The organism is Microbacterium sp. ProA8 (assembly GCF_039905635.1).
Taxonomy (GTDB): domain Bacteria; phylum Actinomycetota; class Actinomycetes; order Actinomycetales; family Microbacteriaceae; genus Microbacterium; species Microbacterium chionoecetis.
Genome location: NZ_CP157000.1, coordinates 3,571,527 through 3,595,812, shown reverse-complemented (window position 1 = coordinate 3,595,812; position 24,286 = coordinate 3,571,527). Strand labels below are relative to the sequence as shown.

The following is a 24,286-nucleotide window of genomic DNA, read 5'->3' as shown; positions in this document are numbered from 1 at the left end:
GTGCCGGAGTTCGTGCGATCCGACCCCAGCATGTGGGAGGCGATCTACGCCGATCCGTCGGTGCCGCTCGATCGCGCGCTGGTGCGGCAGATCATCGACGACCAGCGGCGGCTGTCACGACGCTGGCTCTATCCGGTCGCGCGCGTGCTCTCCCGCGTGCTCGTCGCACTCGTCTCGATCGTCAAACGCGTGCTGCCCTTTCGCTGGATGCCGCTGCGGACCATGGACACCCTGTGCGTCTGGTTCCTCCGCAGGTTCGTGTCGCCGGATGCCGTGGAGCTGCTCATCCGGCACTTCGTGATCGAGACGAATCTGGTCAACTTCATCATCCGGAACACCTCGGCTGACATGGAGCCGGTGACGCTGCGGCCCGAGACGCTCGCGGGACTGGGCGACTCGGCGGTGGTGGAGCACGACGTCAACGTCTACGACGTGCTCATCGCCCTGGACGGCATCCCGCTGACCCGGCCCGAGCACCTCGACTTCGCGCAGCTCGACGTCCCGCCCCTGGACGCCGAACGGCGGCGCCACCGCCTGCTCAACCTCGACATCCAGACCGCACTGTGCTTCATGAACATCCCGTTCTCGATGGCGCTGACCGTCGAGGAGTACCGCCGCGCGGTGCACTCCATCCGGTTCGACGACTCGTTCCTGGAGATCCTCGCGCTGGTGTGCGACGACGAGACGTTCCGGCACTGGAAGCTCGCCGGCATGAGCCTCTGGATGGACTCGAACGTCGACGTGCCGCGCATGGTCTACCGCCACGCGCTGGTCTGCGAGTACGCCCACGCGCGGCTCGTGAAGCTCGCCGGCGGCGCCTACCCGCGCGACACGGCGGCCGTGTTCGACTGACTCCGGAGCTTCGGGGCACCGGCGGCATGGCGGATCTCGGCCGCGCACCTCGCGGGGGCGTTAGCATCGCACCGTTGGAACGCGCCGGACGAGAGGCAGGCGGATGAGCCTGGATGAGATCGACCCCACCGTGCCGCCTTCGGGCGAGGGCTGCGCCGATTGCGACGCGGTCGGCGGCTGGTGGGTGCACCTGCGGCGATGCGCCGTGTGCGGACATGTCGGATGCTGCGACACGTCGCCCGCGCAGCACGCGACGGCGCACTTCCGCTCCAGCGGCCACCGCTACGTGCGCAGCTTCGAGCCGGGCGAGAGCTGGTTCTGGGACTACATCGATGCGGACTACGTGGACGGTCCGGAACTCGCGCCGCCCGTGGCCCGACCCGACTTTCAGCCATCGCCGGGTCCGGCGGACAGGCTGCCGGCCGACTGGCGGGAGCTGATCCACCGATGAGCGCGCGCGAGGTCTCGCCGGCGAAGCAGCGAGAGATCGAACGGATGACGAAGCCCGCGCTGTCGGAGGCGCAGTGGCAGCGGCTGCTGGCGTTCGGCGAGCCGCACGATGTCACGGAGGGCGAGTATCTCTTCCAGGCGGGCGATCTCGACTACGACCTGATCCTGGTGGACACCGGCGAGGTCGAGATCGTCCGAGTCGCGTTCGGCTGGGTCGACGAGACGGTGGTCGGCACGATGGGCCCGCGCAGCTTCGTCGGCGAGCTGGGGCTGCTCAACGGGCAGGGGGCGTTCCTCTCGGCTCGCGCGTCGCAAGCGGGCCGGATGCTGCGGGTGAACCGGGCACGGCTGCGGCTGCTGATGGCCGAGGACGACGAGCTCTGCGACATCGTGCTGCAGGCGCTGTGGGCCCGGCGCGAGATGCTCCGTCGCGGACCGGCCGCGCTGACCCTCAAGCTGGTCGGTCCCCGCTCGTCACGCGACTTCCTGACGCTGCGGCGCTTCGCGGAGAGGCTCGACCTCGTCCACACGGCGGTCGAGCTCGGCCCGGGCGATCTCGGCGCGCTCGGCGAGCACGGGATCACCCTCGACGACCTTCCCGTCGCGTTCATCCAGGGTGAGCCCATGCCCCGCGCGACGCCGGGCACGGTCGCGGAGCGCCTGGGGCTGAGCTATCACGCGCGCGCCGACGAGGTCGTGGATCTCGTCGTCGTGGGCGGCGGGCCCGCCGGGCTCGCCGCGGCGATCTATGGTGCGTCCGAAGGTCTCGACACGGTGCTGCTGGATGCCGTCGCCCCGGGCGGGCAGGCGGCGGCGACGTCGAGGATCGAGAACTTCCTGGGTTTCCCGTTCGGGGTCAGCGGCGGCGACCTGATCGGCCAGGCCTCGCTGCAGGCGCTGAAGTTCGGGGTGCGCGTCTATGCGCCCTGCGAGGCCGTCGACCTGCGCCCTGTCGGGGACGACATCGACATCGCCCTCACCGATGGGCGCCTCATCCGCACCCGCACCGTGATCGTCACCTCCGGCGCCGCATATCGCACGCTCGATCTGGAGCGGTGGAACGAGTTCGAGGGCGCCGGCATCTTCTACGCCGCGACGCCGCTGGAGCTCCGCCAGGTGCTGGAGTCGCCGGTCGTGGTCGTGGGCGGCGCGAACTCCGCGGGCCAGGCGTCGCTGTACCTCGCGGCGAACGGATGCCCCGTGCACCTGGTGGTGCGCGGCTCCGACCTCGGCAGCCGGATGTCGTCGTACCTCGTGGACCGCCTGCTCGAAGACCCGCGGATCGACGTCCACACCGGCTCGCGCGTCGTCGGGCTCGGCGGCGAATCCGCGCTCGAGCGCGTGAGCATCGATTCCGTCGGGGACGTCGCGGCGCGCGGGCTCTTCTGCTTCATCGGCGCCGAACCCGCCACGGCGTGGCTGGCCGAGCTCGACCGCGATGCCGACGGGTTCCTGCGCACCGGCACCGACGTCTCTGTCCAGGCGCTTCAGCGCTGGCAGGGCCTCGGGCGGGAGCCGCTGCCGTTCGAGACGTCCGTGCCGCGGATCTTCGCAGCCGGCGATGTGCGCCGCGGCTCGATGAAGCGCGTCGCTGCGGCGGTCGGCGAGGGCTCCAGCGCCGTCGCATCGGTGCACCGCGCGCTCGCCGACTTCCGCTGAGCCGGGCCGGGCGCGCGTCGCGCCGGCCTCGACGGTGAGCGGGGCCCGCCGACTTCGGCGGGTATCACCGGGGTCGCCGCGCCCTCTTCTGCGGTGGTGGAGGTACCACCGGGCGTGCGCCCGGAACCGGGGTGCGCCGACTGATGGGGGGAACCATCATGAGGTCCAGGATCGTCTCGATACTCGCTGCCTGTGCGGTGACGCTCGGTGTGCTGGCGCTCGCGCCACCCGCGAACGCCGCCCCGCCGGATCGGGTGCGCGTCATCGTGCAGCTCGACCGCAAGGCGTCGGCTGACCAGGTCGTGCGAGGAGTCGCCGGGGGAGCGACCGATGTGAAGAAGACGGCGACGATGCCGTACGTGATCATGGAGGTGCCGGAGCCGGCAGTGAAGGGACTGCGCCACAATCCGCACGTCGTCGGAGTGGTGGAGGACTTCGCGGATCCGCCCGCGCTCGCCAACACGCTGGCGGTCGTGAACGCCGACGACGTCCAGGCGCTCGGTTACACCGGGGCTGGTGCCACCGTCGCCATCCTCGACTCGGGCATCGACGCCGACCACCCGTTCTTCGGGTCGCGCATCGTCGCCCAGCACTGCTTCTCGGACCCCGACGACGATGACGGCGACGGCGACGAGGCGAGCCTCTGCCCCGACGGCACGACCGAGGACACCTCCGCCGACATCGACAGCGACAACAACGCGACCTGTGTGGACGGCGGCGGCAACATCTGCGACCACGGCACCCACGTCGCGGGCATCGCGGCCGGCAGCTCGGCCGACGACGCCGGCGGTTCGCCGCCGGGCAACGGGGTCGCGCCCGACGCGCAGATCATCGCGGTGCAGGTGTTCACGCGGGTCAACGTCGCGAGCGACTGTGCACCCAACCCCGCACCCTGCGTGCTGTCGTACGTCTCGGATCAGATCCAGGGACTCGACTGGGTGCGAGGCCAGGCGGCGGCGAACCCGGCATGGAACGTCGTGGCGAGCAACATGAGCCTCGGGGGCGGCAACAACTCGTCCGCCTGCGACGGCGACAGCCGCAAGGCCGCGATCGACAGCAACCTCGCTGCCGGCATCGCGACGGTCATCGCCTCCGGGAACAACTCGTTCCTCAACGCGGTGGGCGCGCCCGGCTGCATCTCGACGGCGTTCACCGTCGGCCGCACCAACGACGACGACACGACGACGAACTCGGGCAACCGCGGTCCGCTCATCGATGTCATGGCCCCGGGCTCGTCGATCGACTCCTCGATCGACGACGACGTGTACGGCAGCAAGAGCGGCACGTCCATGTCGACTCCGTTCGTCGCCGGTGCGCTGGCCGTGCTGCGCTCGGCCTACCCGTCGCGACCCATCGCGAACCTGCTGGCCGACATCACGTCGACCGGCGTGCCGATCACGTACACCACGAACGCGGCCGGGACGACGACGAACACGACGCCGCGCCTCGACCTGCTCGCGGCGCTGCAGTCGGCGAACGCGGCCCCCGTGGTCACCGCGGACGCTGCGGCGGTCATGGTCGACGAGGGGTCGCAGGCGACGAACTCCGGAACGGCGACGGATGCCGACGGCACCATCACCGCGCTCACTGCGAGCATCGGCACCGTGACGCCCTCGGGCTCGACGTGGTCGTGGTCGTACACGCCCCCGGACGGACCCGCCGATGCGACCGTGACCATCACCGCGACGGACGACAAGGGTGAGACGGGAGAAACCTCGTTCTCGCTGCACGTCGACAACGTCGCTCCGGCGGTCGTGGTCGACTCGGTCACCGCAGCCGACGAGAACGACGTCGTGACGCTCGCCGCGCATTTCGCCGACCCGGGTGTGAACGACACGCACACGGCCAGCGTCGATTGGGGCGACGGCACCGTGACGGCCGCCACCGTGACCGGCACATCGGTCGAGGCGACGCACGTCTACGGCGACGACGGCTCGTTCCCGGTCACCCTCACGGTGACCGACAACGACGGCGGCGCGGGCTCCGACGCGGGCACCGCGACGGTGTCCAACGTCGCCCCGACGGCCGAGATCACCGGACCGCCGACGACGTCGTGGAACGGCCAGGACATCGTGTTCGGCACCGCCGGTGACCCGGTGGCCTTCGAGGCGCGGGGCACCGACCCGGGCAGCGACGACCTCGTGTTCGCGTGGGACTACGGTGACGGCGCGACGGCCAGTCACACGAGCCTGGTGAACCCGCCGGCCGTCGACGCGGACCCGAGCCCGAGCATCCAGCCTCGGGATGTGACGGATGCCGCACCGCACACGTACGCGATCGCGTGCGCTGCGACGACCGGCGTCGAGGTGTCGGACGACGACGGAGGCTCGGCATCCGACGATGTCCAGGTCGTGATCCTCGGCACCAGCACCGATGCCGGAACGCTGGGCGTGTGGCAGACCGACTACCGCGACAAGCGCAGCGCGCTGCACACGGTGGACGAGAAGCTGTGCCTCCTCTCGGTCGTGCGGGTGCTCAGCGCCGTGTTCGACGAGAAGGTGCCGCTGACGACCATCCCGGAGGCGGTGTCGGCGCTGTGGCCGAAGCAGACGAAGAACGCGGAGAACCAGTTCGACGCGCATCTGCTGTCGCTGTGGCTCAACGTCGCCGACGGGTCCATCGCGCTGAGCGATCCGGTCGACACCAACGGGGACGGCACAGCCGACTCCACGGTGGGCGCCGTGATCCAGGCCGGTGAGGCCGAGCGCACGGCGGCGAACCCGTCGCAGAGCGCGCTCACCTCGTTCAAGAACCTGTACGAGGCGATCAACGCGGCCGCCTGAGCCGCGACGTGGGGGCCCGGCCGGAAGGCCGGGCCCCCACGTGCGTCGAGGTGTCTCGCAGCGCGCCGCCGCTGCTGCGGACACCCGCCAGGAGCCTGCTACGGTGATCGTGATAGCGCCTAGGGTTCCGGAGTCTCGGCTCGCCTGGTCCGAGCGGCGCCACGATCCGCCGCCCGTGCGGCGGGCCGTCATCTGACAGGACAAAAGCCCGGAGGACCCTGTTCGTCGCGCCCGCGGCGAGCGGAAGGGTCCCGCGTGTCAACTCTCGCCATCCTGCTCGTCCTCGCCGCTGCCGTCGCCCACGCGTCGTGGAACGTGATCGCGCATGGAGCCAGCCGCTCCGGCCTGCCGTTCCTGTGGGCCGGGTCGGTCGCGAGCACCCTGCTGTGGCTGCCGGTGGTGCCGCGGACCGGAGGGATCGGCGCCGGCGACCTGCACGGGTTCGCGATCGGCGTGGCCGTGTCGGCCGCACTGCACGTGGCGTACATGCTCGTGCTGCAGCGGGGCTACGCCGTCGGCAACCTCTCCACCGTCTACGCGACGGCGCGGGGGAGCGGTCCGCTGATCACCGTGGTGATCGCGGTCGCGGTGCTGGGCGAACGCCCGTCGCCGATCGCGCTCGTCGGCGTCGCCGCGATCATCGTGGGCGTGATCGGCATCGGCTTCATCGATCGGGGCAGCTCGACGCACGCCGGACGGTTCGATCCCGCCCTCATGTTCGGGCTCCTCACCGGGGCGGCGATCGCCGCCTACACGCTGTGGGACGCCCAGGCGCTGCGCACCTGGAGCATCTCGCCGGTCGCCTTCATGGTCGGCTGCACCGCCCTCGAGGTCCCGGTGTTCACCGCGCTGCTCGGCCGACGTCTTCCCGAAGGCCTGCGGACGCTGCGACGGGACTGGCGGCGACTGCTGGTGTTCGGCATCCTGTCTCCGCTGTCGTACATCCTGGTGCTCGCGGCCGTCACGATCGCGCCGGTGTCCATCGTCGCCCCGATGCGCGAGGTGAGCGTGGTGCTGGTCAGCCTGTTCGGTGCGTTCGTGCTGCGCGAGGCGCGCCCGGGTGCGCGCCTGGCCGCATCGGCCGTGGTCGTGGCCGGGATCGCGCTGCTCGCGGTGTGAGTCGGGTCAGGCGCTGCCGAGCGGGCGCACGTACGCGTCGCCCTGGCGCGAGCGCCCGGAGGCCGACACCGTGAAGCGCACCACATCGCTCAGGTAGCGGTCGTCGGATGCCTCGAACGTGCGTCCGGCGGCATCCCGCGTGACGCGGCGCAGGCGCAGCACGGGGGAACCGAGTGGCACCTCGAGCAGGCGGCTGTCGGTCTCGTCCGCCGCGATCGCATCGATCTCGTGGTCCACATCGGCCGAGCCGGTGCCGTGCTCCTCGAGGTACTCGGTGATCGACACGGTGTCGAGGTCGACGCCGAACAGCACCCGCCCGACGGGCTCGATGTAGGTGAGGCGCTCGAGCATGGTCAGGCGGCCGTCGAGCAGTCGCAGGCGCAGCACGTCGACGACGAGGTCGCCCTCCGCGATGCCGAGGAGCGCCGCCTTCTCGGCATCCGCTCGCCGCAGGCTCACCTCCTGCGTGCGCGCACCGGGAACCGCGCCGATGTCGCGGGCCCAGCGTGTGAAAGGGATCGAGACGTCGACGGCCTGGTGCGCCTTGCGGGCGGTGACGCGAGCCGGTCGCCCGCGGGTGGTCTCGATGAGCCCCTCGTGGCGCAGGGTGGCGAGAGCGTTGCGGATGGGGCCGCGCGAGGTGTTCCAGCGCTGTGCCAGCTCGGCCTCGGTCGGCACATCGTCGCCGGGCGCGAGCCTGCCGCTGACGATGAGTCCGCGCAGGTCGTCTGCGATCAGCTTGTATACCGTGTCTGCCACATGGGAATACTACTCAGGGTCGCGGTGCCCCCAGGCGGTGCGGCACCGAGTGTTCTTCTGGCGTCGAGTTAGGTGAACAACCTTTGAACATTGACTACGTAGGTACATTTCTCGAATGCCGGGGTGCGAGAGTTCTGGAGGTTCTTCATCCCTCCCCTCACCCGAAAGGCTGTCATGAACCTCCGTGCAAAGAACGCGTCGATCGCACTCGCCGGCGCCGCACTCCTCGCTCTCGGTCTGTCCGCGTGCTCCGGCACCGCCGGTGCCACCACTGAAGAAGACACCGCCACGACCGCCGGCTACGCGGTCGACGCCGAGACCCTCGTCTTCGGGGTCGTGCCCGACTCGGCCGACACCGAGACCAACTACCAGCCGCTCATGGACTACATCGCGCAGGAGACCGGCAAGACCGTGGAGTACCACGAGTCCACCGACTACGCCGCGCTCATCGAAGCGGCCATCGCCGGCAAGATCGACGTCGCCTCGTTCTCGGGCTTCACCTACGTGACGGCCACCAACAACGGGGCCGAGCTCACCCCGATCTCGTCCATCGTCACCGAAGAGGGCCAGGAGCCCGGGTACTTCTCGCAGGCGATCGTGCCGACGGCCAGCGACATCCAGTCCCTCGCCGACTTCGCCGGCAAGAAGGTCTGCTTCGTCGACCCGTCGTCGACCTCGGGCTACCTGTTCCCGTCCTACAACCTCCTCGAGGAGGGCATCGACCCCGAGACCGACGTCACGCCGGTGTTCGCGGGCAAGCACGACGTGAGCGTGCAGAAGACCGGTGAGGGTGTCGAGTGCGAGGCCGGCTTCGCGGAGGACAGCGAGGTCGAGAAGTCCGACAAGGTGCGCATCATCGAGGAGACCATGGTCCCCGGCGCGCCGCTGGTGTACTCGAACACGCTGCCGGACGACGTGAAGGACCAGCTGGTCGGCATCCTCGCCGAGGTCACGATCGACGACATCATCGCCAGCGGCGTCGACAGCGCCGACTCGGACGGGTTCCGGAGCGTCTTCTTCGAGACCAAGCCGGTCGACGACGCGTACTACGACCTGATCCGCGACATCTGCGAGAAGACCGACGCCACCCAGTGCCAGGGCTGATCCGCACGCGCTGATCTGAACCGCACGCCGCTGTTCCGAACCACATGGACGAGGACCGAGCAGACATGAACACCACCGCACCCGAGACGGTCGTCCGACTGAACGGTGTCGTCAAGCGCTTCGGCGCCACCACCGCCCTCGATGGCGTCTCGCTCACCGTGGACCGCGGCGAGATCGTCGTGCTGCTCGGTCTCTCGGGCTCGGGCAAGTCCACCCTGCTGCGGCATCTCGACGGGCTGGAGGTTCCGACCTCCGGTTCCGTCGAGGTGCTCGGCGAGGACGTGCCCCGCCTCTCCGGCCGGCGCCTGCGCGCCCTGCGCTCGAGCGTGGGCTTCATCTTCCAGCAGTTCGAGCTCGTGCCGTCGCTGACGGTGCTCGAGAACGTGCTGACCGGGTCGCTGGCCGGCGTTCGCGGCCCGCGACTCGGACTGTGGTCGTACTCGAAGGCCCGCCGGCTGGCCGCCCTCGGACATCTCGACCGCGTCGGGCTGCTCGATCGCGCCTACCAGCGCGCCGACACCCTTTCGGGTGGCCAGCAGCAGCGCGTGGCGATCGCCCGCGCGCTCATGCAGAATCCGAGCGTCCTCCTCGCCGACGAGCCTGTCGCCTCGCTCGACCCCGAGTCGAGCGACCAGGTGATGGCGCTGATCCGCGAGATCGCCGCCGACGAGGGGCTCACCGTGGTGTGCAGCCTGCACCAGGTCGATCTCGCGATCTCGTGGGCCGACCGGATCGTCGGCCTCCGCCACGGCCAGGTCGTCCTCGACCTGCCGACCCGCGACCTGTCCAAGACGCAGGTCATGGAGATCTACGGGCGGGTCGCGACCAGCACCGCCGAACTGCGCGCCGTCCAGGACGAGCTGCTGCTAGAGGCCGCCGCGGAGCCGGCGCGATGACCACCACCGTCGAGCGGCCGCGCGTCGCGCACCCTTCGCCCTCCCTCCTCGAGCGGGCGCCGAAGCGTCGCGTCTCGCCCGAGCGCATCGCCGCCGGGGTGACGCTGCTCGCGCTCCTCGCCCTCTCCGTCGCGGCCCTGGGCGAGGTGCAGATCTCGATCCCCGACATGATCGCCAGCTGGGGCAACGCGGAGCGCTTCTTCGCCCGCGTCGGCGCGCTGTCGTTCCCCGAGCCGGCGGAGCTTGCCTGGCTCATCGCCCTCACGCTGGGGCTCGTGCTCACCGGCACGCTGCTGGCCGCGGCGCTGTCGGTGCCGATCGCCTACCTCGCCGCGTCCAACACCACGCCCGGCAACGGCTGGCGCGCCGCAGCCCGCTTCGCCGGCGTGCTCGCGCGGGCGGTTCCCGACGTCGTGCTCGCCATGGTGTTCGTGCTGATGTTCTCGCTCGGCGCGCTTCCCGGCATCCTCGCGATCGGCATCCACTCGATCGGCATGATCTCCAAGATGTTCGCCGACGCGATCGAGCAGATCGACGAGGGACCGCGCCTCGCGATCCGCGCCGCGGGCGGCACGCGCATGCAGGAGTTCTTCGGCGGCATCCTGCCCCAGGTGCTCCCGTCGTGGGTCGCCACGGTGCTGCACCGCAACGACATCAACCTGCGCGGGTCGGTGGTGCTCGGCTACGTGGGCGTGGCGGGCCTCGGCCTCGAGATGTCGTACGCGTTCAAGTCGCTGAACTACGGCCTCGGCCTCGGCATCGCCCTCGTCATCTTCGTGCTGTGCGTCGTGATGGAGATCGTCTCGAGCGCCGTGCGCGCGGCGATGCTCGGGCGGGTCGGCGATCGCGGCTCGTGGGCGGATCGGCTCGTCGGCCGGCGGCTCGTGCGCGAGCAGGATGCCGCGGCCCGGCGTCCCGCCCCGCGCCTGGCCGCCGGCTGGGCCGAACGCGCCGCATGGGCACAGTCGCCGCAGACGGCGCTGCGCCGGCCGTGGACGCCGGAGCGCGTGCGCAACGTGGCCGCCGGCTGGCTCGCGGCGGCCATCGTGATCGCCGGCGTCTGGGTGTGCCAGATCAACTGGGGCGACTTCCTGACGTTCTGGGCCAAGATCCCCGCCGTGGCCGTGCAGTTCTGGCCGCCCACCTTCGGCGTCTACGGCGCCGAGGTGATGTTCGAGGCCCTGCGCGAGACGATCGCCATCGCGCTCGCCGCCACCCTGCTGGCGCTCGGCGCGTCACTCCTGCTCGGCTCGTTCGCCGCACGCAACGTCGCCCCGAACGGCGGCATCCGCGGCGCCGCCCGCTTCGCCCTGGTCGGCATCCGCGGCATCCCCGAGATCATCCTGGCGATCGTGCTCATCGTGATCACCGGCCTCGGCATGCAGGCCGGCACGATCGCGCTCGCAGTCGGTGGCGTGGGCCTGCTCGGCAAGCTCATCGCCGACTCGTTCGAGGAGGTCGACCGCGGGCCCGAGCGCGCTCTCTTCGCCACTGGTGCGACACGGCTCCAGGTGTACGGCGGTGCCACCGTGCCGCAGGGAGCCCAGGCGCTCGTCGGCCACACCTTCTACCTGCTCGACACCAACATCCGCGCGGCGACCATCCTCGGCATCGTCGGCGGCGGCGGGGTGGGCTACTACCTGCTCAACGCGAGCCAGGGCGCGAACTACGGCATGGTCACCGCGATCGTGCTGATGATCCTGGTGACGGTGCTCGTGATCGAGGGGATCGCGATGTGGATGAGGAAGGTCTTCCGATGAATCGTGGGTTCGACGTCGCCGTCGTCGGCGCGGGGATCGTCGGGCTCGGTGCCGCGTACGCCGCGGTGCGCCGCGGGCAGCGCGTGGTCGTCATCGAGCGCGCACCCGAGGCCCTTGGCGCCACCGTGCGCAACTTCGGGCACCTCTGCATCGGCGCGCAGACCGGCCCCGCCCGCGAATACGCCGACGCGTCGCGCCCCCTGTGGCTGCGCCTCGCCCGCGACGCGGGGTTCTGGCTGCGCGAGTCGGGCACCCTCGTCGTCGCCCGCCACGCGGACGAGCTCGCGCTGCTCGAAGCGGCGGCCGGCGCCGGCGGGATCGAGCTCCTCGAGGCCCGCGAACTCGAGAGCCGGGCGTCGGTGCGCCCGGGCGTCGCGGTGGCGGGCGCGTGGGTCGAACCCGACTTGCAGACCGACCCGCGCACGGCGGCGGCCGCCATCCGCGCGCATCTCGAGACGCTCGGCGTCGAGTTCCGCACGCGCACCTCGGTCGGCGCCGTCGAGACAGGGCGCGTCCGGACGACCCGCGGTCGCATCGACGCGGGACTCGTCGTCGTCGCCGTGAACCACGACATCGACCAGCTCCTTCCCGACCTCGCCGAAGCCGTCGGCGTCGTGCGCTGCGGCCTCGACATGCTGCGCGTACGCGGGGGAGCGGCATCCGTCTCGGCTCCGCTGCTGACCGGCTGGTCGCTGGTGCGGTACGGCAGGTTCGCGGCATTGCCCGAGGCGACCGCGTTGCGGGAGCGCCTGCACGCGGAGCGGCCCGACCTCGCGGCGCTCGACCTCAACCAGATGTACACGCAGCTTCCCGACGGGTCGATGATCGTCGGCGACACCCACTACAAGGGCGTGGGCGTCGCCCCGTTCCAGCCCGAGGCCGCCGCCGACCTGCTGCTCGAGGAGTTCGAGGCCCTGTTCGGTGCGCGGCCGTCGGTGCTCGAACGGTGGCAGGGCGTGTACGCCAGCGGCCCCGACGACTTCCTCGTCGCCGAACCGGAGCCCGGCGTGCTCGCCCTCGCCGCGACCACCGGCATCGGCATGACCACCGGACTCGGCCTCGCCGAGACCGCCCTCGCCCCCCGCCTCGGCGTCGACGCCGGCGTCCTCACCCCGGAAGGAATCCGCCCATGACCAGCCCTGTCACCACCGAGACCCCCACGCTCTCCCGACCTGCCGTTCCCGTCGAGCTCGTCGTGCTCGACATGGCCGGCACGACGGTGCGCGACGACGGTGTGGTCGAGCGCGCGTTCGAGCGCGCCGCGAACGAGACGGGCGTCGCCGAGCGGATGCCGTGGCCCGAGGCCCTCGACTACGTGCGACGCACGATGGGCCAGTCCAAGATCGACGTCTTCACGCACCTCTCCGGCGGCGATACGGCCCGCGCGGTCGACGCCACCGCGGCCTTCGAGCGCGCCTATGCCGACCTCATCGCCGAAGAGGGCGTCGAGCCGATCGCGGGAGCCCGGCAGGCGCTCGAACAGCTTCGGGCGGCGGGCGTCTCGGTGGTGCTCACGACCGGGTTCGCCCCGACCACCCGTGACGCGATCCTGGACGGACTCGGTTGGCGGGCGCTGGTGGATGCGGCGTTGTCGCCCGTCGACGTGGGCCGTGGCCGCCCCGCCCCCGACCTCGTGCTGGCGGCGGTCATCCGGTCGCAGGCGTCGTCGGTGGCATCCGTCGTCGTCGTCGGTGACACGACCAGCGACGTCGCCTCCGGTCGTGCCGCCGGCGCGGGTCTCGTCGTCGGCGTGCTGACCGGTGCGCACGACCGGGCCGCGCTCACCGCCGCGGGCGCGGATGCCGTGATCGACGACGTGTCGGCCCTGCCGGCCCTGCTCGGAATCGACGCCTGACGTGGCGTCGGCGGCCGTGGCGCCGGTGGTCGCCTCACGCGACGTGCGCCTCACGCCGCCCGCCACCGCCATGGTGTGGCTCGGGCCCGGTCGCCCGCACGAGGCCATCGCCGTTCCGGGTGTGCGGCTCGCAGACGGCGACGTGCTCGTCGAGCTCGAACTGGCGACCGTCTGCGGCTCGGACGTGCACACCGTGTCGGGGCATCGCAAGGCGCCGACGCCGTTGGTGCTCGGTCACGAGTACGTCGGCCGCGTGGTCGCGGTGCTCGACGAGGTGCGGGGCGCCGACGGTGTGGCGATCGGCGTCGGCGATCGGGTGGTGTGGTCGATCATGGCGTCGTGCGATCGCTGTGACCGCTGCCGACGGGGCCTGCCGCAGAAGTGCCGCGAGCTGCGCAAGTACGGTCATGAGCGCCTCGTCGCGCGCTGGGAGCTCTCGGGCGGCTTCGCCACGCACGTGCACCTGCGCGCCGGCACGACGATCGTGCGCGTCGGCGAGTCGATCCCGGCGGCCGTGCTGGCCCCGGCGGCATGCGCGACGGCAACCGCATGGGCCGCGGTCGACCGCGCCGGCGACATCGTCGACGTGGACGGCGCCACCATGCTGGTGACCGGCGCGGGACTCATCGGGCTCACCGCGACGGCGATCGCGTCGCGCGCCGGCGCCCGGGTGATCGTCGCCGATCCCGACCCGGCGCGGCGCACGCTCGCGCGGTCGTTCGGGGCCGCGGCGATGATCGACCCCGCGGAGGCGGGAGCCCTGGGCCGGGCGCTGCGGCGCCTGCGTGCGCGCGAGCTCGACATCGCCATCGAAGCGTCGGGCGCCGCCGCGGCCGTCTCGTCGGCGCTGGACGAGATCGGCGTCGGCGGCGTCGTCGTGCTCGTGGGCAGCGTCTCGCCCAGCCCCGCGTACGCGCTGGACCCGGAGCGCACGGTGCGGAACCTGACCACCGTCCGCGGCGTCCACAACTACGATCCGGCGGATCTGGCGGGCGCCGTGGCGTTCCTCGAGGAGCACGCGCACCGCTACCCGTTCGCACAGCTCGTCGGCCGGCCGCATCCGCTGTCGGAGCTCGACGACGCCCTCGAGCGCGCGGCCGCCGGTGCCGACGTGCGGGTCGCGATCGACCCCCGCCTCTGACCCGGCGCCGCCGACGTCACCATCCGCTGCGGGTCGGCGTGTGCCCTTCGCGCGCGTCGTCGGGCATCGCCATCTCGGCGCGCACGCCGAGCAGGCGGATGGGGCGGCCGGGCTCGATCTTGTCCACGAGCTCCATCGTCCGGGCGCGCACGACGGCACGGTCGGAGGTCGAGGGGATCTTCTTGGTGAAGGTCTTGGTGAGGAACGGCGCGTAGCGCACCTTGAGCCCGAGACCGACGACCGGCCGGTCGTCGGCGGCCACCTCGTCAAGCACCTGGTCGAGCAGGGTGCCGGCGGCCGCCTCGATCTCGGCGGGGTCGACGATGTCGGTCTGGAACGTCGTCTCCTTGCTGTGTCCGCGGGCGACCCAGGGGGTGTCGTCGACGACGGCCGAGCCGTCGCCGCGCCCGAGCTGCCGGTACCAGAGACCCATCCGCGGTCCGAATTCGCCGGTCAGCGCCGTCTCGTCCGCGACGGCGAGCTCGGCGACCGTGCGGACGCCGAGCAGCGTGAGCCGCTTCGACACTTTCGACCCGACGCCCCACAGCTCGATCGTCGGACGTTCGCCCATCACCTCGAGCCAGTTCTCGGCCGTCAGCCGGAAGGTGCCGCGCGGCTTGCCGAAGCCCGTCGCGACCTTGGCCCGCACGAGCGTGTCGCCGATGCCGACGGAGCAGTGCAGACGCGTCCGGTCGAGCACGTCCTGCTGCAGCCGCCGGGCGTACATCTCGGGGTCGTCGGTCTCGACGCCCACGAACGCCTCGTCCCACCCGAGTACCTGCACGACGGCGCCGGGCTGGGCGCGCAGGGTGGCCATGACCTCTTCGGATGCCGCCAAGTACAGCGGTGCGTCGACCGGCAGGATGACGGCATCCGGCACCTTCCTCGCCGCGATCCGCAGCGGCATGCCCGAGCCGACACCGAACTCGCGCGCCTCGTACGATGCGGTCGAGACGACCGCGCGCTCGGTCGGGTCTCCGCGGCCGCCCACGATGACGGGCTTGCCGGCGAGCTCCGGCCGGCGCAGCACCTCGACCGCGGCGATGAACTGGTCGAGGTCCACGTGCAGCACCCAGGGCTTGGCCGCGCGAGTCGGCCCCGCGGCATCCGCATTCATGACCCCGCCTCTCGCGACCGGCGCATGAGACGAGACTAGGCCGCATCGCCGACACGCCGCACAGGCGGGCGAGGGATCCGGAGGGTCCATAGCCCGTGCCCGGGACGGCTCCAGCCCTGGGCTGCCACGGCTGCCGGTTTGCCTGTCGAACCGGTCGCTCAACAGGTCAACCGCGATTCCACAGGAGGTTGAGTGGTTTCAACCTCCTGTGGAAGCCCGGTTGACCTGTTGGCGGTGGGGCGGTGGGGCGGAGGGCGAAGAGGCGGAGGGGCGGGGGCGAAGGGGCGGAGGGTCTGGAACGGCGAGAGGCCTCGCTTCCGGAAGCTCGCTCGGTTGCGACGAGCCGGTCGGCCGCGTCGCGGGACGCGGTCGCCCAGTCGGCCTTACCTGCGGCCCTCCGCGGAGTCAACCCCGTGTCTGCGTGCGCGCCGGGTTCGTACGGTGGCTGTTCCAGTGAAAGGAGCCGTCATGGCAACCAGCATTGTGACAGCAGAGATCGACGTGGACGCCCCGATCCGGGCCGTCTACGACCAGTGGACCCAGTTCGAGGAGTTCCCGCGCTTCATGTCCGCGGTCGAGCGCATCGACCAGCTGGACGACGAGCGCACCCACTGGGTCGTGAACATCGGCGGGGTGGAGCGGGAGTTCGACGCCACCATCACGGATCAGGTTCCCGACGACCACATCTCGTGGGCGAGCCACGGTGAGAAGCTCCACACCGGTCGCGTCAGCTTCGTGCCCGCCGGCGACGGCACCCGGGTCTCCCTCGAGATGACGTGGGTGCCCGAGTCCTTCACCGAGAAGACCGGCGCCGCGCTGGGCATCGACGAGCGCGCTGCGAAGAAGGACCTCGAGCGCTTCAAGGAGTTCATCGAGGAGCGCGGTCGCGAGACGGGCGGCTGGCGCGGCGAGATCCACGGCGGGTCCACCCGCGAGGTCTGATCCGCCGCGCGTCTGAATCCCGCTCGAGAAGAGGAGAACCCCATGTCCGACAGTCTTCCCGCCGACATTCCGCGGGCACCCGACGGCCAGGTCGGGGAGCAGGTCGGCGTGCAGCCGCTGCGCGACCGTGACACGTCCATCGAACCCGACCCGACGCGCGACCCCGCGCAGGCTGAGTGGGATCGTACGACGGCGCTCGACGCCGGTGAAGACCCCGACATCGAGACGGCGACCGGCGACGACCCGGCGCATCTGCCCTCCGATGGCGATGACGTGCCGCGTGAGGATCTGCCGTCGGCGGCGCTGCAGCCCGACACCCAGGGCTTCAGCCCGGAACTCGCGGAGCTCGGCGACGCGGGGCAGGGCGATCTCGCGCCCGAGGACTACTAGGCGCCGGCGTGCGCATCCTCCTCTGGCCGATCCACGGCGGCTACACCGACGCCTTCGTCCGCGGCGAGCACGAGTACCTCCTGCCGGTGCGCGACGTCCGTCCCGGTGAGGACGACGGGGTCAGCGGCTGGGGGTGGCGGCGCGCCCGCGCCGTCGCGTTCGACGCCCTGCGCGCCGAAGACATCGACGCCGTGGTGCTGCAGCGCCCGGAAGAGATCGAGCTGGTCGAGACGCTGACGGGCCGGGTGCCGGGCCGCGATCTTCCCGCGGTCTATCTCGAGCACAACACACCCGGCCCGGCGGCGTTCACCACGCGGCATCCGCTCGCCGACCAGCGCGACATCCCGATCGTCCACGTCACCCACTTCAACCGGCTGTTCTGGGACAACGGCGTGGCGCCGACCACGGTCGTCGAGCACGGCGTGCCCGATCCGGGTCCGCTCTACTCCGGTGAGCTGGCCCGGATCGGCGTCGTCGTGAACGAGCCGGTGCGACGGTGGCGTGCGACCGGCACGGACCTCCTGCCCGCGTTCACCCGTGAGGCGCCGCTCGACGTGTTCGGCATCGACGCCGGCCGGCTCGCGGAGGCGTTCGACGACGATCCCGCGATCGTGGGGCTCGAGAGCCTGGCGCCCCAGCGTCTGCACGCCGAGCTCGCCCGGCGACGCGTGTATCTGCATCCGTTCCGGTGGACCTCGCTCGGCCTGTCGCTGATCGAGGCGATGCATCTCGGGATGCCGGTGGTCGCGCTCGCGACGACCGAGGCGGTGCGTGCCGTGGCGGCGGGCACCGGAGTCGTCTCGACGGACGTCGACGATCTGCGCAGGGCTGCTCGCGCCTTCCTCGAGGAGCCGGACTGGGCGATGGAGGTGGGCGCCCGGGCGCGGGAGCACGCCCTGACGCACTACGGCCTGCCGGCGTTCCTCACCCGCTGGGACGAGGTGCTGCTCGAGGCCATCGCGGCCCGCCCGGGCCCCGGCGTGGTCTACGCGAACGCGAACAGCGGCGGGAACGCCACGACGACGATCGACGCCCACGCCAGGTAGACGGGCAGGAAGCCGGTCTGCCACCGTTCCAACCGCTCGAACGGGGCGCGGCGCATCGTGAAGCGCAGCTGCAGCCAGGCTGCGCCGATGAGGTTGGCGAAGAGGATCACGTTGAGCCCGAGCGAGGCGAGCTTGTTGGGACTCGCCCCGAATTCCGCGATGCGCCCGATCATCGCCACGAGCACCATGATGTCGACGACGAGCGCCGCCACGACCATCAGCAGCTGCAGCCGGTCGAACCACGACGGCGGGGCGAGCGGCTCGCGAGCCGACAGCGCGTACAGCAGCAGTCCCACGACGACCACCAGCACGATGTCGAAGAGGATCAGCAGGTCTCGTTGGCCGAACGCCTCGGCGTCGCCGCCGTCGACGAGGCTTCCCTGCAGGAACCCGGCGACGATGAAGGCGAGCAGCAGCAGGGTGAACAGCGGTGTGAACAGCTTCGTCAGCACCGGCGCGATGTTCTCGATCACGCTCTGCTTCGCCTCGACCAGCCACGCGGCGACCACGACCGCGCCTGCGACCCCGCACGGCACCATGAACTCCTCGACGAACCACTCCGCGTCGAGGCCGATCGCCGAGAACACGCCCAGCGTGAGGGCGACCAGCACGCCGCCGCCGAGGGCGATGAGGGCGAGGTACACCAGCCATTCGCCCGTGAAGCGGATGAAGTCCATGCGGGAGCGGCTCGACCGCACCCGCCCGTCGACGTAGGCGATGCCCGTCACGATCCAGAGCGCAACGGCGACGTGGGTCGCGGCCAGCACGAGCGTCGCGCCGTCCGGCGCGAAGGGATAGACCGCCATCACGATGGCGGCGATCGCGAACGGCACGCCGACCATCGCGATCGTGGGCACGGACGCCCTGCGACGCACCAGGAAGTACGTCGCGAGGAACGGCAGCACGAGCAGCGCGGCGAAACGCGCGTAGAAGTCGCCGTCTTCACCGAAGCGGATGCCGAACAGTGCCGGGATCTTGATCGCCACGGCCGCGCCGATCGCGAGCCCGACGGCGACCACGAGCCCGCCGGTGCGCGGCGCGCGGGACTCGCCCGGGATCATGAGCTGCTTCCACAGCCGGTCCGAATGCTCGCGGGCGAACTCGCGCGACAGGTCGTCGAGCCCGCCGAGCCGCTTCACGGCGACGAGGAAGGCCTCGTCGGCGTCGAGACCGGATGCCGCGAGCCGGTCGATCTGGCCGCGCAGATGGTCTTCGAGCTCGTCGACGTCGCGCCCGTCCATCGCCTCGGGGCGCGAGACGTAGGCCCGCCACGCCGAGATCTGGTCTTCGATGCGGGGTTCGAGGTGATCCGCCATCTCACGCACCTCCGAACGCCGGTGCGCCGGCGAAGTCGGTGCCGCCGTCCCGATCCGACCACACCCGCTGCAGCGCCCGGCTGACCACGGCCCACTGCTGCCGCTGCTCGGCGAACGCCGCGCGGCCGCTGCTGCTGAGGCGGTAGTGCTTGCGCGGGCGGCCGCTGGGGGAGGCGCCCCACGAGGACTCCACGTGCCCGAGGCGCTCGAGCCTGTGCAGCAGCGGGTAGAGCATGCCGTCGCTCCACTCCAGCTCGCCGCCCGAGAGCTCGCCGACGCGCTGCAGGATCGCGTAGCCGTACGACTCGCCGTCGGCCAGGATGCCGAGCACCATCGGCGTCGCCGCAGCGGCGACGAGGTCTTTGCCGATCTTCATCTCATCCTCCATGCGTAGAAGTCCTACGTACATAGAAGTACAAGTTACCTAGAACTGCAAGGTAAGCGTCGGTGACGCCGCGTGACGCGCGGAGGCCGGCCGCGGGAATGCGCCTGCCTGGGGCGTGTTGGGATGGAGGCCGACCCCACCGCCTCCCCGGACGAAGGACCTGCATGACCCTCCCCACGAGCACCCCCGAGACCGTCACCGACGCGCGCTGGCGCGCCGTCTCGTCCGACCACGGCGTCGCCGCCCTCCGGCACACGCACTGGCTCGACGACGAGGCCCGCGCATACGACGACGCACCGGGCCTCTGGCGCGCGGTGGACGGACGGGTGGCCGGCACCGGGCTGCGCGCGGACGCCCCGGATGCCCCAGCCGACGAGATCGTGCTCGCGCCGGGGGAGCACCTCGACGTCGGGCGCCTGCGTCTGAAGGCCATCAGCCGCGAGGGCGCGCCGGCGCTGCGCGTGTTCGACCCCGAGACCCCCGGGCGCACGCGGCTGCGCGGCATCCTGTCGTTCCCTCACGACGACGCGTGGGCGGTGACCGGTGTGTTCCGTCCGGCGGACGAGGGGCAGATCACCGTCATCAGGAGTGTCGACGGGTACGAGCGCGAAGAGCCCGCGGTCGGGACGATCGCGCTCGCGGTGGGCGGCGCGCAGGTCGAGCTCACCGTCACCGGCGATCCGGCCGAAGGTCTGAGCGCCGTCATCGCGGACGCCACGAGCAACGTCGACGCGTACCGCTTCCGCTTCCTCGAGATCGACCCGCCCGCGGCCGACGGCACGGTGACCGTCGACTTCAACCGCGCTTACCTGCCGCCGTGCGCCTTCAGCGACCACTACGTGTGCCCGCTGCCGTCGGCGAACAACCGCCTCCCCGTGCGCGTCGAGGCGGGGGAGCGCGCGACCGTCGTCGACTGAGCTCCCGCCGCGTTCGCCGCGCGGCATCGCGTCGGCCGGCCGAGTGCCGGTCGCGCCGTGGCGATCGGGGCGAGGACAATGGGGCCGCAGCCGGAGTGTGTCCGGCATGGCCCGAGCCGAGGAGCCGACATGGCCCGTTCCCTCTCCGAGATCCGCAAGCGGTCCCAGCAGCGTGCGCAGGCGCGCGCGGCGGCGCGCGCCGAGCTGAAGAACACCGCGTACGAGATCTTCATCGGTGCGCTGTCGATCCTGTCGATCGTGAACCTGGTGTTCGTCTACGTCATCGCGGGCGATTCGGCGCTCGAGCTCGTGCTCTCGGTCATGAACGCGCTGTTCAGTGCGATCTTCCTCGGCGACTTCATCTACCGGATCTCGACCGCGCCGTCGCCGGGGCGCTACTTCTTCCGAGGGTTCGGCTGGGCCGACCTCCTCGCCAGCCTGCCGTTCCCGCAGTTCAAGGTCCTGCGCCTCTTCCGTCTGCTGCGGGTGTTCCGGCTGCTGCGCGAGCTCGGCCCGCGCACCGTGTGGGCGACGCTCGTCCACGACCGCGCCAACAGCGCGCTGATGACCCTCCTCCTGATGGGCGTGCTCGTGCTGCAGTTCGGCAGCATCTCGATCCTCGCGGTCGAGGAGAACGCCGACGGCGCCAACATCACGTCCGCCTCCGATGCGCTCTGGTACACCCTCGTCACGATCTCGACCGTCGGCTACGGCGACCGGTTCCCGGTGACCAATGGCGGCCGCATCATCGGCACGCTCATCATCGTCGTCGGCGTCGGCATCTTCGGAACGTTCACCGGCTACCTCGCCAACCTCTTCCTCGGGCCCCGCAAGGGCGAGACCACGGAGACGGAGACGGATGCCGATGCCGCCGCCGACCCGAGCGGAGAGCAGTCGGACGCAGCCACTGCCGGGGTGCCGTCCGCGGAGGCCGCGCAGCCGTCGATCGCCCAGCATGCGGCCAAAGGCGTCGCGGCCGGTGCGGTCGCGGGTGCGGTGAACGCCGGCGTCGCGGCCACGGCGGACGCCGGTGATGTCGGCGGCCCGGCGGCCGAAGTCACCGGCGAGGCGGAATCGGTCACCTCCGTCGACCCGGGCGAGACGGCCGAGCGGCTGCGGGCGCTGCTCGCGCAGTCCGAGCAGGCGATGGCCGAGATCAGACGGCTCCTCGCCGACGCGACGCCCTAGGGTGCTGCCGCGGTTCCCGCCGAGGGCGGGACGCCGTCGGCGGGCGGCTGTGCTCGCGCCGACGCGCCCGCCTGCGCGCGGGTCGAGCTGCGCACGATCAGGTGCGTGGGGAGCGGCGTGTCCTCGGTGACGCTGTCGGGCTCCTCGACCGCGATGAGCACCTTCTGCATCATCAGCTCGCCGAGGCTCGCGAAGTCCTGACGCACGGTGGTGAGCGCGGGGTAGAGGTAGCCGGCCTCGGGCACGTCGTCGAAGCCGACCACGCTGATGTCCTCCGGCACCCGCAGCCCCCGCTCCCGCAGCGCGGACAGCAGGCCGATCGACATGTGGTCGTTCGAGGCGAAGACGGCGGTGCCGGGCGCGATGTCGAGGTCGGTGCCGAGGCGGTAGCCGCTCGCGGCCGACCAGTCGCCGTGTCGCGGTTCGACGACTTCGAGGCGATGGGAGGCGAGTTCGTCGCGCCACCCGCGGATGCGCTCGAGGGCGTCGGGGGCGCGCTGCGGTCCGGCCAGGTGGAGGATGCGGGTGTGGCCGAGCTCGGCAAGGTGCCGCACCGCCGAGCGCGCACCGCGGTACTGGTCGATCGAGACGATCAGCGGACTGCGTCGGGCCGTGGCGGCGGCGGCCACGACCGGGATGCTGAGATCCAGGCCCCGCACGACCTCGAGCACACCGACATCCACCACGATCAGCACGATCGCGTCGACGCGCTGGCGGAGCAGCGACTCGATCACCGATCGCACGGCGGCGGGGTCGGGGTCGAGCGCGCTCACCGTCTCGACGCTGTAGCGCTCGGCCCGGGCGGCGAAGTTGAAGGCGGTCGCGACCGACGTCGGCCCGTAGTCCGAGACGCCCGGGGCGACGAGCCCGATGGTGCGGGTGCGGCGCGTGACGAGAGCCCGTGCGGCGGGGGAGGGGCTGTACCGCAGCTGCGCGATCGCCTGCTCGACGCGTGCGCGCGTGGCGGGGCGGACGTTGGGCAGGTCGTTGAGCACACGCGAGACCGTCTGGTGCGAGACGCCCGCGAGCCGCGCCACGTCGAAGATGTTCGCGGACCGCGCCGGCTTGTCGTCGGTCATCGCACCGCCTCGTCGTCGGCGTCGTCGGCCTGTGCGACGAGCGCCATGAGCGACTCGACGGTGAGTGTCTCCGAGGGGAGGGTGTCGACGACGCGGCCGCCGCGGAGGATCGCGACGCGGCTCGCCACGCGCAGCACCTCCTCGAGCTCCGCCGAGATGAACACCACCGACAGCCCGTTGTCGGCGAGCTCGCCCACGAGATTCTGGATCTCGACCTTGGCCCCGACGTCGATGCCGCGCGTCGGCTCGTCGAGGACGAGCACGCGCGGAGACAGCGCGAGCAGGCGTGCCAGCAGCACCTTCTGCTGGTTGCCGCCCGACAGCGTGCCCGCGGGACGGTCGGGATCGGCCGGCCGGATGTCGAGCGCCTCGATCCAGCTCATCGCCAGCTCCCGGCGCCGCTGATCCCGCAGGCGCCGGAACACTCCCCGCTCGGCCTGCAGCGCGAGGGTGATGTTGTCCTGCACGCTCAGCTCGCTGATGATGCCCTCGGTGCGCCGGTTCTCCGACGAGTAGACCACCCCGAACGCGATGGCCTCGCGGGGGCTGTGCGGATCCACGCGCCGGCCGCTGATCGTGATGATCCCGGCGTCCAGCCGGTCGGCTCCCGTGAGGGCGCGCGCCAGTTCCGTCCGTCCCGAGCCGAGGAGTCCCGCCAGCCCGAGCACCTCGCCCTCGCGCAGGTCGATGTCCGCGTCGGCGATGCCGGGAGCGACCGTCACGCCTTCGGCGGTGAGGAGAGCGGATGCCTCGTCCGGCGCGGCGTCGACACGGTCGCGTGTGCCGAGGTCGGAGACGCTGCGTCCGAGCATCTTCTCGACGAGATCGATCCGCAGCAGCTCGGTGGGCACGTACTCTCCGACGAGCCTGCCGCCGCGGAGGACGGTGATGCGGTCGGCGATCTCGTAGACCTGGTCGAGGAAGTGCGAGATGAAGATGATGGCGACGCCGCGCTCCTTGAGGTCGCGGATGACGCGGAAGAGCTCGGCCACCTCGTCGATGTCGAGGCTCGACGTGGGCTCGTCGAGCACCAGCACCCGCACGTCGATCGAGATCGCCCGGGCGATGGCGACGAGCTGCTGGACGGCGAGCGAATGGCTTCCCAGCATCGACGCCGGGTCGATCGTCAGCCCGAGCCCCGACAGCACTTCTGCGGCACGCTCGCGCATCGCCGACCAGTGGATGGTGCCAAAGCGGCGCGGCTCTCGACCGAGGCAGATGTTCTCGGCCACCGTGAGATTCGGCAGCAGGTCGATCTCCTGGTAGACCGTGCTGATCCCCGCCCGCAGCGCATCGGCCGGAGTGGCGAAGCGGACGGGGTTCCCCTCGAGCTCGATGCGTCCGCTGTCGAGGTGCAGGGCCCCCGTGAGGGCTTTGATGAGCGTCGACTTGCCGGCGCCGTTCTCTCCCATGAGCGAGTGCACCTCGCCGGGGAACACACGGAAGCGCACGTCGTCGAGCGCGGTCTCCGCGCCGAACCTTACCGTCGCCCCGGTGAGTTCCATGAGCGGACGCCGCTCGTCCATCC

22 protein-coding genes are annotated in these 24,286 nt (G+C 71.5%); 16 read left to right on the top strand and 6 right to left on the bottom strand.

Annotated elements, in window-relative coordinates:
• The 5 genes from ABG085_RS16225 to ABG085_RS16205 all read left to right on the top strand — a co-directional run bounded on the left by ABG085_RS16225 (position 1) and on the right by ABG085_RS16205 (position 6,863).
• Complete coding sequence (locus ABG085_RS16225; protein WP_347976776.1) at positions 1-852, top strand: hypothetical protein; 852 nt, start codon at positions 1-3, stop codon at positions 850-852.
• A gap of 103 nt (positions 853-955) precedes the next feature.
• Positions 956-1,303: a UBP-type zinc finger domain-containing protein gene (locus ABG085_RS16220; RefSeq protein WP_347976775.1), complete on the top strand. Its 348-nt coding sequence runs from the start codon at positions 956-958 to the stop codon at positions 1,301-1,303.
• A complete protein-coding gene (locus ABG085_RS16215) occupies positions 1,300-2,961 on the top strand; it encodes an FAD-dependent oxidoreductase (RefSeq protein WP_347976774.1) in 1,662 nt (553 codons plus the stop codon). Before ABG085_RS16220 ends, ABG085_RS16215 begins: the two co-directional genes overlap by 4 nt.
• Positions 2,962-3,119: 158 nt before the next feature.
• A complete protein-coding gene (locus ABG085_RS16210) occupies positions 3,120-5,744 on the top strand; it encodes a S8 family serine peptidase (protein ID WP_347976773.1) in 2,625 nt (874 codons plus the stop codon).
• Positions 5,745-5,999: 255 nt separating this feature from the next.
• Positions 6,000-6,863: an EamA family transporter gene (locus tag ABG085_RS16205; protein ID WP_347976772.1), complete on the top strand. Its 864-nt coding sequence runs from the start codon at positions 6,000-6,002 to the stop codon at positions 6,861-6,863.
• A 6-nt stretch (positions 6,864-6,869) separates the two neighbouring features.
• On the opposite strand, the gene ABG085_RS16200 is transcribed toward ABG085_RS16205, so the two are convergent.
• On the bottom strand, positions 6,870-7,622 hold the full coding sequence (locus ABG085_RS16200; RefSeq protein ID WP_347976771.1) for a GntR family transcriptional regulator: 753 nt from the start codon (positions 7,620-7,622) through the stop codon (positions 6,870-6,872).
• A gap of 174 nt (positions 7,623-7,796) precedes the next feature.
• Here ABG085_RS16200 and ABG085_RS16195 point away from each other — a divergent pair, with 174 nt between their 5' ends.
• The 6 genes from ABG085_RS16195 to ABG085_RS16170 all read left to right on the top strand — a co-directional run bounded on the left by ABG085_RS16195 (position 7,797) and on the right by ABG085_RS16170 (position 14,378).
• Positions 7,797-8,726, top strand: a complete 930-nt coding sequence (locus ABG085_RS16195) for a phosphate/phosphite/phosphonate ABC transporter substrate-binding protein (protein WP_347976770.1) — start codon at positions 7,797-7,799, stop codon at positions 8,724-8,726.
• 65 nt (positions 8,727-8,791) lie between these two features.
• Complete coding sequence (phnC, locus tag ABG085_RS16190; RefSeq protein WP_347976769.1) at positions 8,792-9,622, top strand: phosphonate ABC transporter ATP-binding protein; 831 nt, start codon at positions 8,792-8,794, stop codon at positions 9,620-9,622.
• Positions 9,619-11,382, top strand: coding sequence for an ABC transporter permease subunit (locus tag ABG085_RS16185; protein ID WP_347976768.1), 1,764 nt, complete (start codon positions 9,619-9,621; stop codon positions 11,380-11,382). Before phnC ends, ABG085_RS16185 begins: the two co-directional genes overlap by 4 nt.
• The gene (locus ABG085_RS16180; RefSeq protein WP_347976767.1) at positions 11,379-12,515 is read left to right on the top strand and encodes a TIGR03364 family FAD-dependent oxidoreductase; all 1,137 of its coding nucleotides are present in this window, start codon (positions 11,379-11,381) and stop codon (positions 12,513-12,515) included. Before ABG085_RS16185 ends, ABG085_RS16180 begins: the two co-directional genes overlap by 4 nt.
• Positions 12,512-13,237, top strand: coding sequence for a phosphonatase-like hydrolase (locus tag ABG085_RS16175; protein WP_347976766.1), 726 nt, complete (start codon positions 12,512-12,514; stop codon positions 13,235-13,237). The genes ABG085_RS16180 and ABG085_RS16175 overlap by 4 nt, the downstream gene beginning before the upstream one ends.
• Before the next feature lies 1 nt (position 13,238).
• Positions 13,239-14,378: an alcohol dehydrogenase catalytic domain-containing protein gene (locus ABG085_RS16170; RefSeq protein WP_347976765.1), complete on the top strand. Its 1,140-nt coding sequence runs from the start codon at positions 13,239-13,241 to the stop codon at positions 14,376-14,378.
• A gap of 16 nt (positions 14,379-14,394) precedes the next feature.
• Here ABG085_RS16170 and ABG085_RS16165 read toward each other — a convergent pair whose 3' ends face one another.
• Positions 14,395-15,495, bottom strand: a complete 1,101-nt coding sequence (locus tag ABG085_RS16165) for a DNA polymerase IV (RefSeq protein ID WP_347976764.1) — start codon at positions 15,493-15,495, stop codon at positions 14,395-14,397.
• A gap of 468 nt (positions 15,496-15,963) precedes the next feature.
• On the opposite strand from ABG085_RS16165, the gene ABG085_RS16160 reads away from it, so the two are divergent.
• The 3 genes from ABG085_RS16160 to ABG085_RS16150 are packed head-to-tail and all read left to right on the top strand — an operon-like array spanning position 15,964 to position 17,873.
• Positions 15,964-16,437: an SRPBCC family protein gene (locus tag ABG085_RS16160; protein WP_347976763.1), complete on the top strand. Its 474-nt coding sequence runs from the start codon at positions 15,964-15,966 to the stop codon at positions 16,435-16,437.
• Positions 16,438-16,479: 42 nt separating this feature from the next.
• Positions 16,480-16,827 (top strand): sugar ABC transporter ATPase, encoded by a 348-nt coding sequence (locus ABG085_RS16155; RefSeq protein ID WP_347976762.1) that lies wholly within the window; start codon positions 16,480-16,482, stop codon positions 16,825-16,827.
• An 8-nt stretch (positions 16,828-16,835) separates the two neighbouring features.
• Entirely contained in the window at positions 16,836-17,873 is a 1,038-nt protein-coding gene (locus tag ABG085_RS16150) for a glycosyltransferase (protein ID WP_347976761.1), read from the top strand.
• Here the strand turns inward: ABG085_RS16150 and ABG085_RS16145 are convergent.
• Together ABG085_RS16145 and ABG085_RS16140 are read right to left on the bottom strand one after the other, a co-directional pair.
• Positions 17,813-19,189 (bottom strand): permease prefix domain 1-containing protein, encoded by a 1,377-nt coding sequence (locus tag ABG085_RS16145; protein ID WP_347976760.1) that lies wholly within the window; start codon positions 19,187-19,189, stop codon positions 17,813-17,815. The genes ABG085_RS16150 and ABG085_RS16145 overlap by 61 nt on opposite strands.
• 1 nt (position 19,190) lies before the next feature.
• Positions 19,191-19,565 (bottom strand): helix-turn-helix transcriptional regulator, encoded by a 375-nt coding sequence (locus tag ABG085_RS16140; RefSeq protein ID WP_347979224.1) that lies wholly within the window; start codon positions 19,563-19,565, stop codon positions 19,191-19,193.
• Between the two features lie 173 nt (positions 19,566-19,738).
• Between ABG085_RS16140 and ABG085_RS16135 the strand changes: the two genes are divergently transcribed.
• The gene (locus ABG085_RS16135) at positions 19,739-20,491 is read left to right on the top strand and encodes a DUF1684 domain-containing protein (protein WP_347976758.1); all 753 of its coding nucleotides are present in this window, start codon (positions 19,739-19,741) and stop codon (positions 20,489-20,491) included.
• A gap of 129 nt (positions 20,492-20,620) precedes the next feature.
• Positions 20,621-21,679 carry a potassium channel family protein gene (locus ABG085_RS16130; protein ID WP_347976757.1) on the top strand — a complete coding sequence of 353 codons (1,059 nt, stop codon included), beginning with the start codon at positions 20,621-20,623 and terminating at the stop codon, positions 21,677-21,679.
• On the opposite strand, the gene ABG085_RS16125 is transcribed toward ABG085_RS16130, so the two are convergent.
• Both ABG085_RS16125 and ABG085_RS16120 read right to left on the bottom strand, forming a co-directional pair.
• Positions 21,676-22,758 carry a LacI family DNA-binding transcriptional regulator gene (locus tag ABG085_RS16125; protein ID WP_347976756.1) on the bottom strand — a complete coding sequence of 361 codons (1,083 nt, stop codon included), beginning with the start codon at positions 22,756-22,758 and terminating at the stop codon, positions 21,676-21,678. The genes ABG085_RS16130 and ABG085_RS16125 overlap by 4 nt on opposite strands.
• The gene (locus tag ABG085_RS16120) at positions 22,755-24,284 is read right to left on the bottom strand and encodes a sugar ABC transporter ATP-binding protein (RefSeq protein WP_347976755.1); all 1,530 of its coding nucleotides are present in this window, start codon (positions 24,282-24,284) and stop codon (positions 22,755-22,757) included. Before ABG085_RS16120 ends, ABG085_RS16125 begins: the two co-directional genes overlap by 4 nt.
• Positions 24,285-24,286: the final 2 nt, after the last annotated feature.

Coding starts and splice junctions, on each gene's coding strand:
- ABG085_RS16160 (WP_347976763.1), top strand. CDS start 15,964: ATGGCAACCAGCATTGTGACAGCAGAGATCGACGTGGACGCCCCGATC.
- ABG085_RS16155 (WP_347976762.1), top strand. CDS start 16,480: ATGTCCGACAGTCTTCCCGCCGACATTCCGCGGGCACCCGACGGCCAG.
- ABG085_RS16145 (WP_347976760.1), bottom strand. CDS start 19,189: ATGGCGGATCACCTCGAACCCCGCATCGAAGACCAGATCTCGGCGTGG.
- ABG085_RS16175 (WP_347976766.1), top strand. CDS start 12,512: ATGACCAGCCCTGTCACCACCGAGACCCCCACGCTCTCCCGACCTGCC.
- ABG085_RS16140 (WP_347979224.1), bottom strand. CDS start 19,565: ATGAAGATCGGCAAAGACCTCGTCGCCGCTGCGGCGACGCCGATGGTG.
- ABG085_RS16130 (WP_347976757.1), top strand. CDS start 20,621: ATGGCCCGTTCCCTCTCCGAGATCCGCAAGCGGTCCCAGCAGCGTGCG.
- ABG085_RS16215 (WP_347976774.1), top strand. CDS start 1,300: ATGAGCGCGCGCGAGGTCTCGCCGGCGAAGCAGCGAGAGATCGAACGG.
- ABG085_RS16165 (WP_347976764.1), bottom strand. CDS start 15,495: ATGAATGCGGATGCCGCGGGGCCGACTCGCGCGGCCAAGCCCTGGGTG.
- ABG085_RS16125 (WP_347976756.1), bottom strand. CDS start 22,758: ATGACCGACGACAAGCCGGCGCGGTCCGCGAACATCTTCGACGTGGCG.
- ABG085_RS16210 (WP_347976773.1), top strand. CDS start 3,120: ATGAGGTCCAGGATCGTCTCGATACTCGCTGCCTGTGCGGTGACGCTC.
- phnC (WP_347976769.1), top strand. CDS start 8,792: ATGAACACCACCGCACCCGAGACGGTCGTCCGACTGAACGGTGTCGTC.
- ABG085_RS16185 (WP_347976768.1), top strand. CDS start 9,619: ATGACCACCACCGTCGAGCGGCCGCGCGTCGCGCACCCTTCGCCCTCC.
- ABG085_RS16135 (WP_347976758.1), top strand. CDS start 19,739: ATGACCCTCCCCACGAGCACCCCCGAGACCGTCACCGACGCGCGCTGG.
- ABG085_RS16195 (WP_347976770.1), top strand. CDS start 7,797: ATGAACCTCCGTGCAAAGAACGCGTCGATCGCACTCGCCGGCGCCGCA.
- ABG085_RS16220 (WP_347976775.1), top strand. CDS start 956: ATGAGCCTGGATGAGATCGACCCCACCGTGCCGCCTTCGGGCGAGGGC.
- ABG085_RS16120 (WP_347976755.1), bottom strand. CDS start 24,284: ATGGACGAGCGGCGTCCGCTCATGGAACTCACCGGGGCGACGGTAAGG.
- ABG085_RS16180 (WP_347976767.1), top strand. CDS start 11,379: ATGAATCGTGGGTTCGACGTCGCCGTCGTCGGCGCGGGGATCGTCGGG.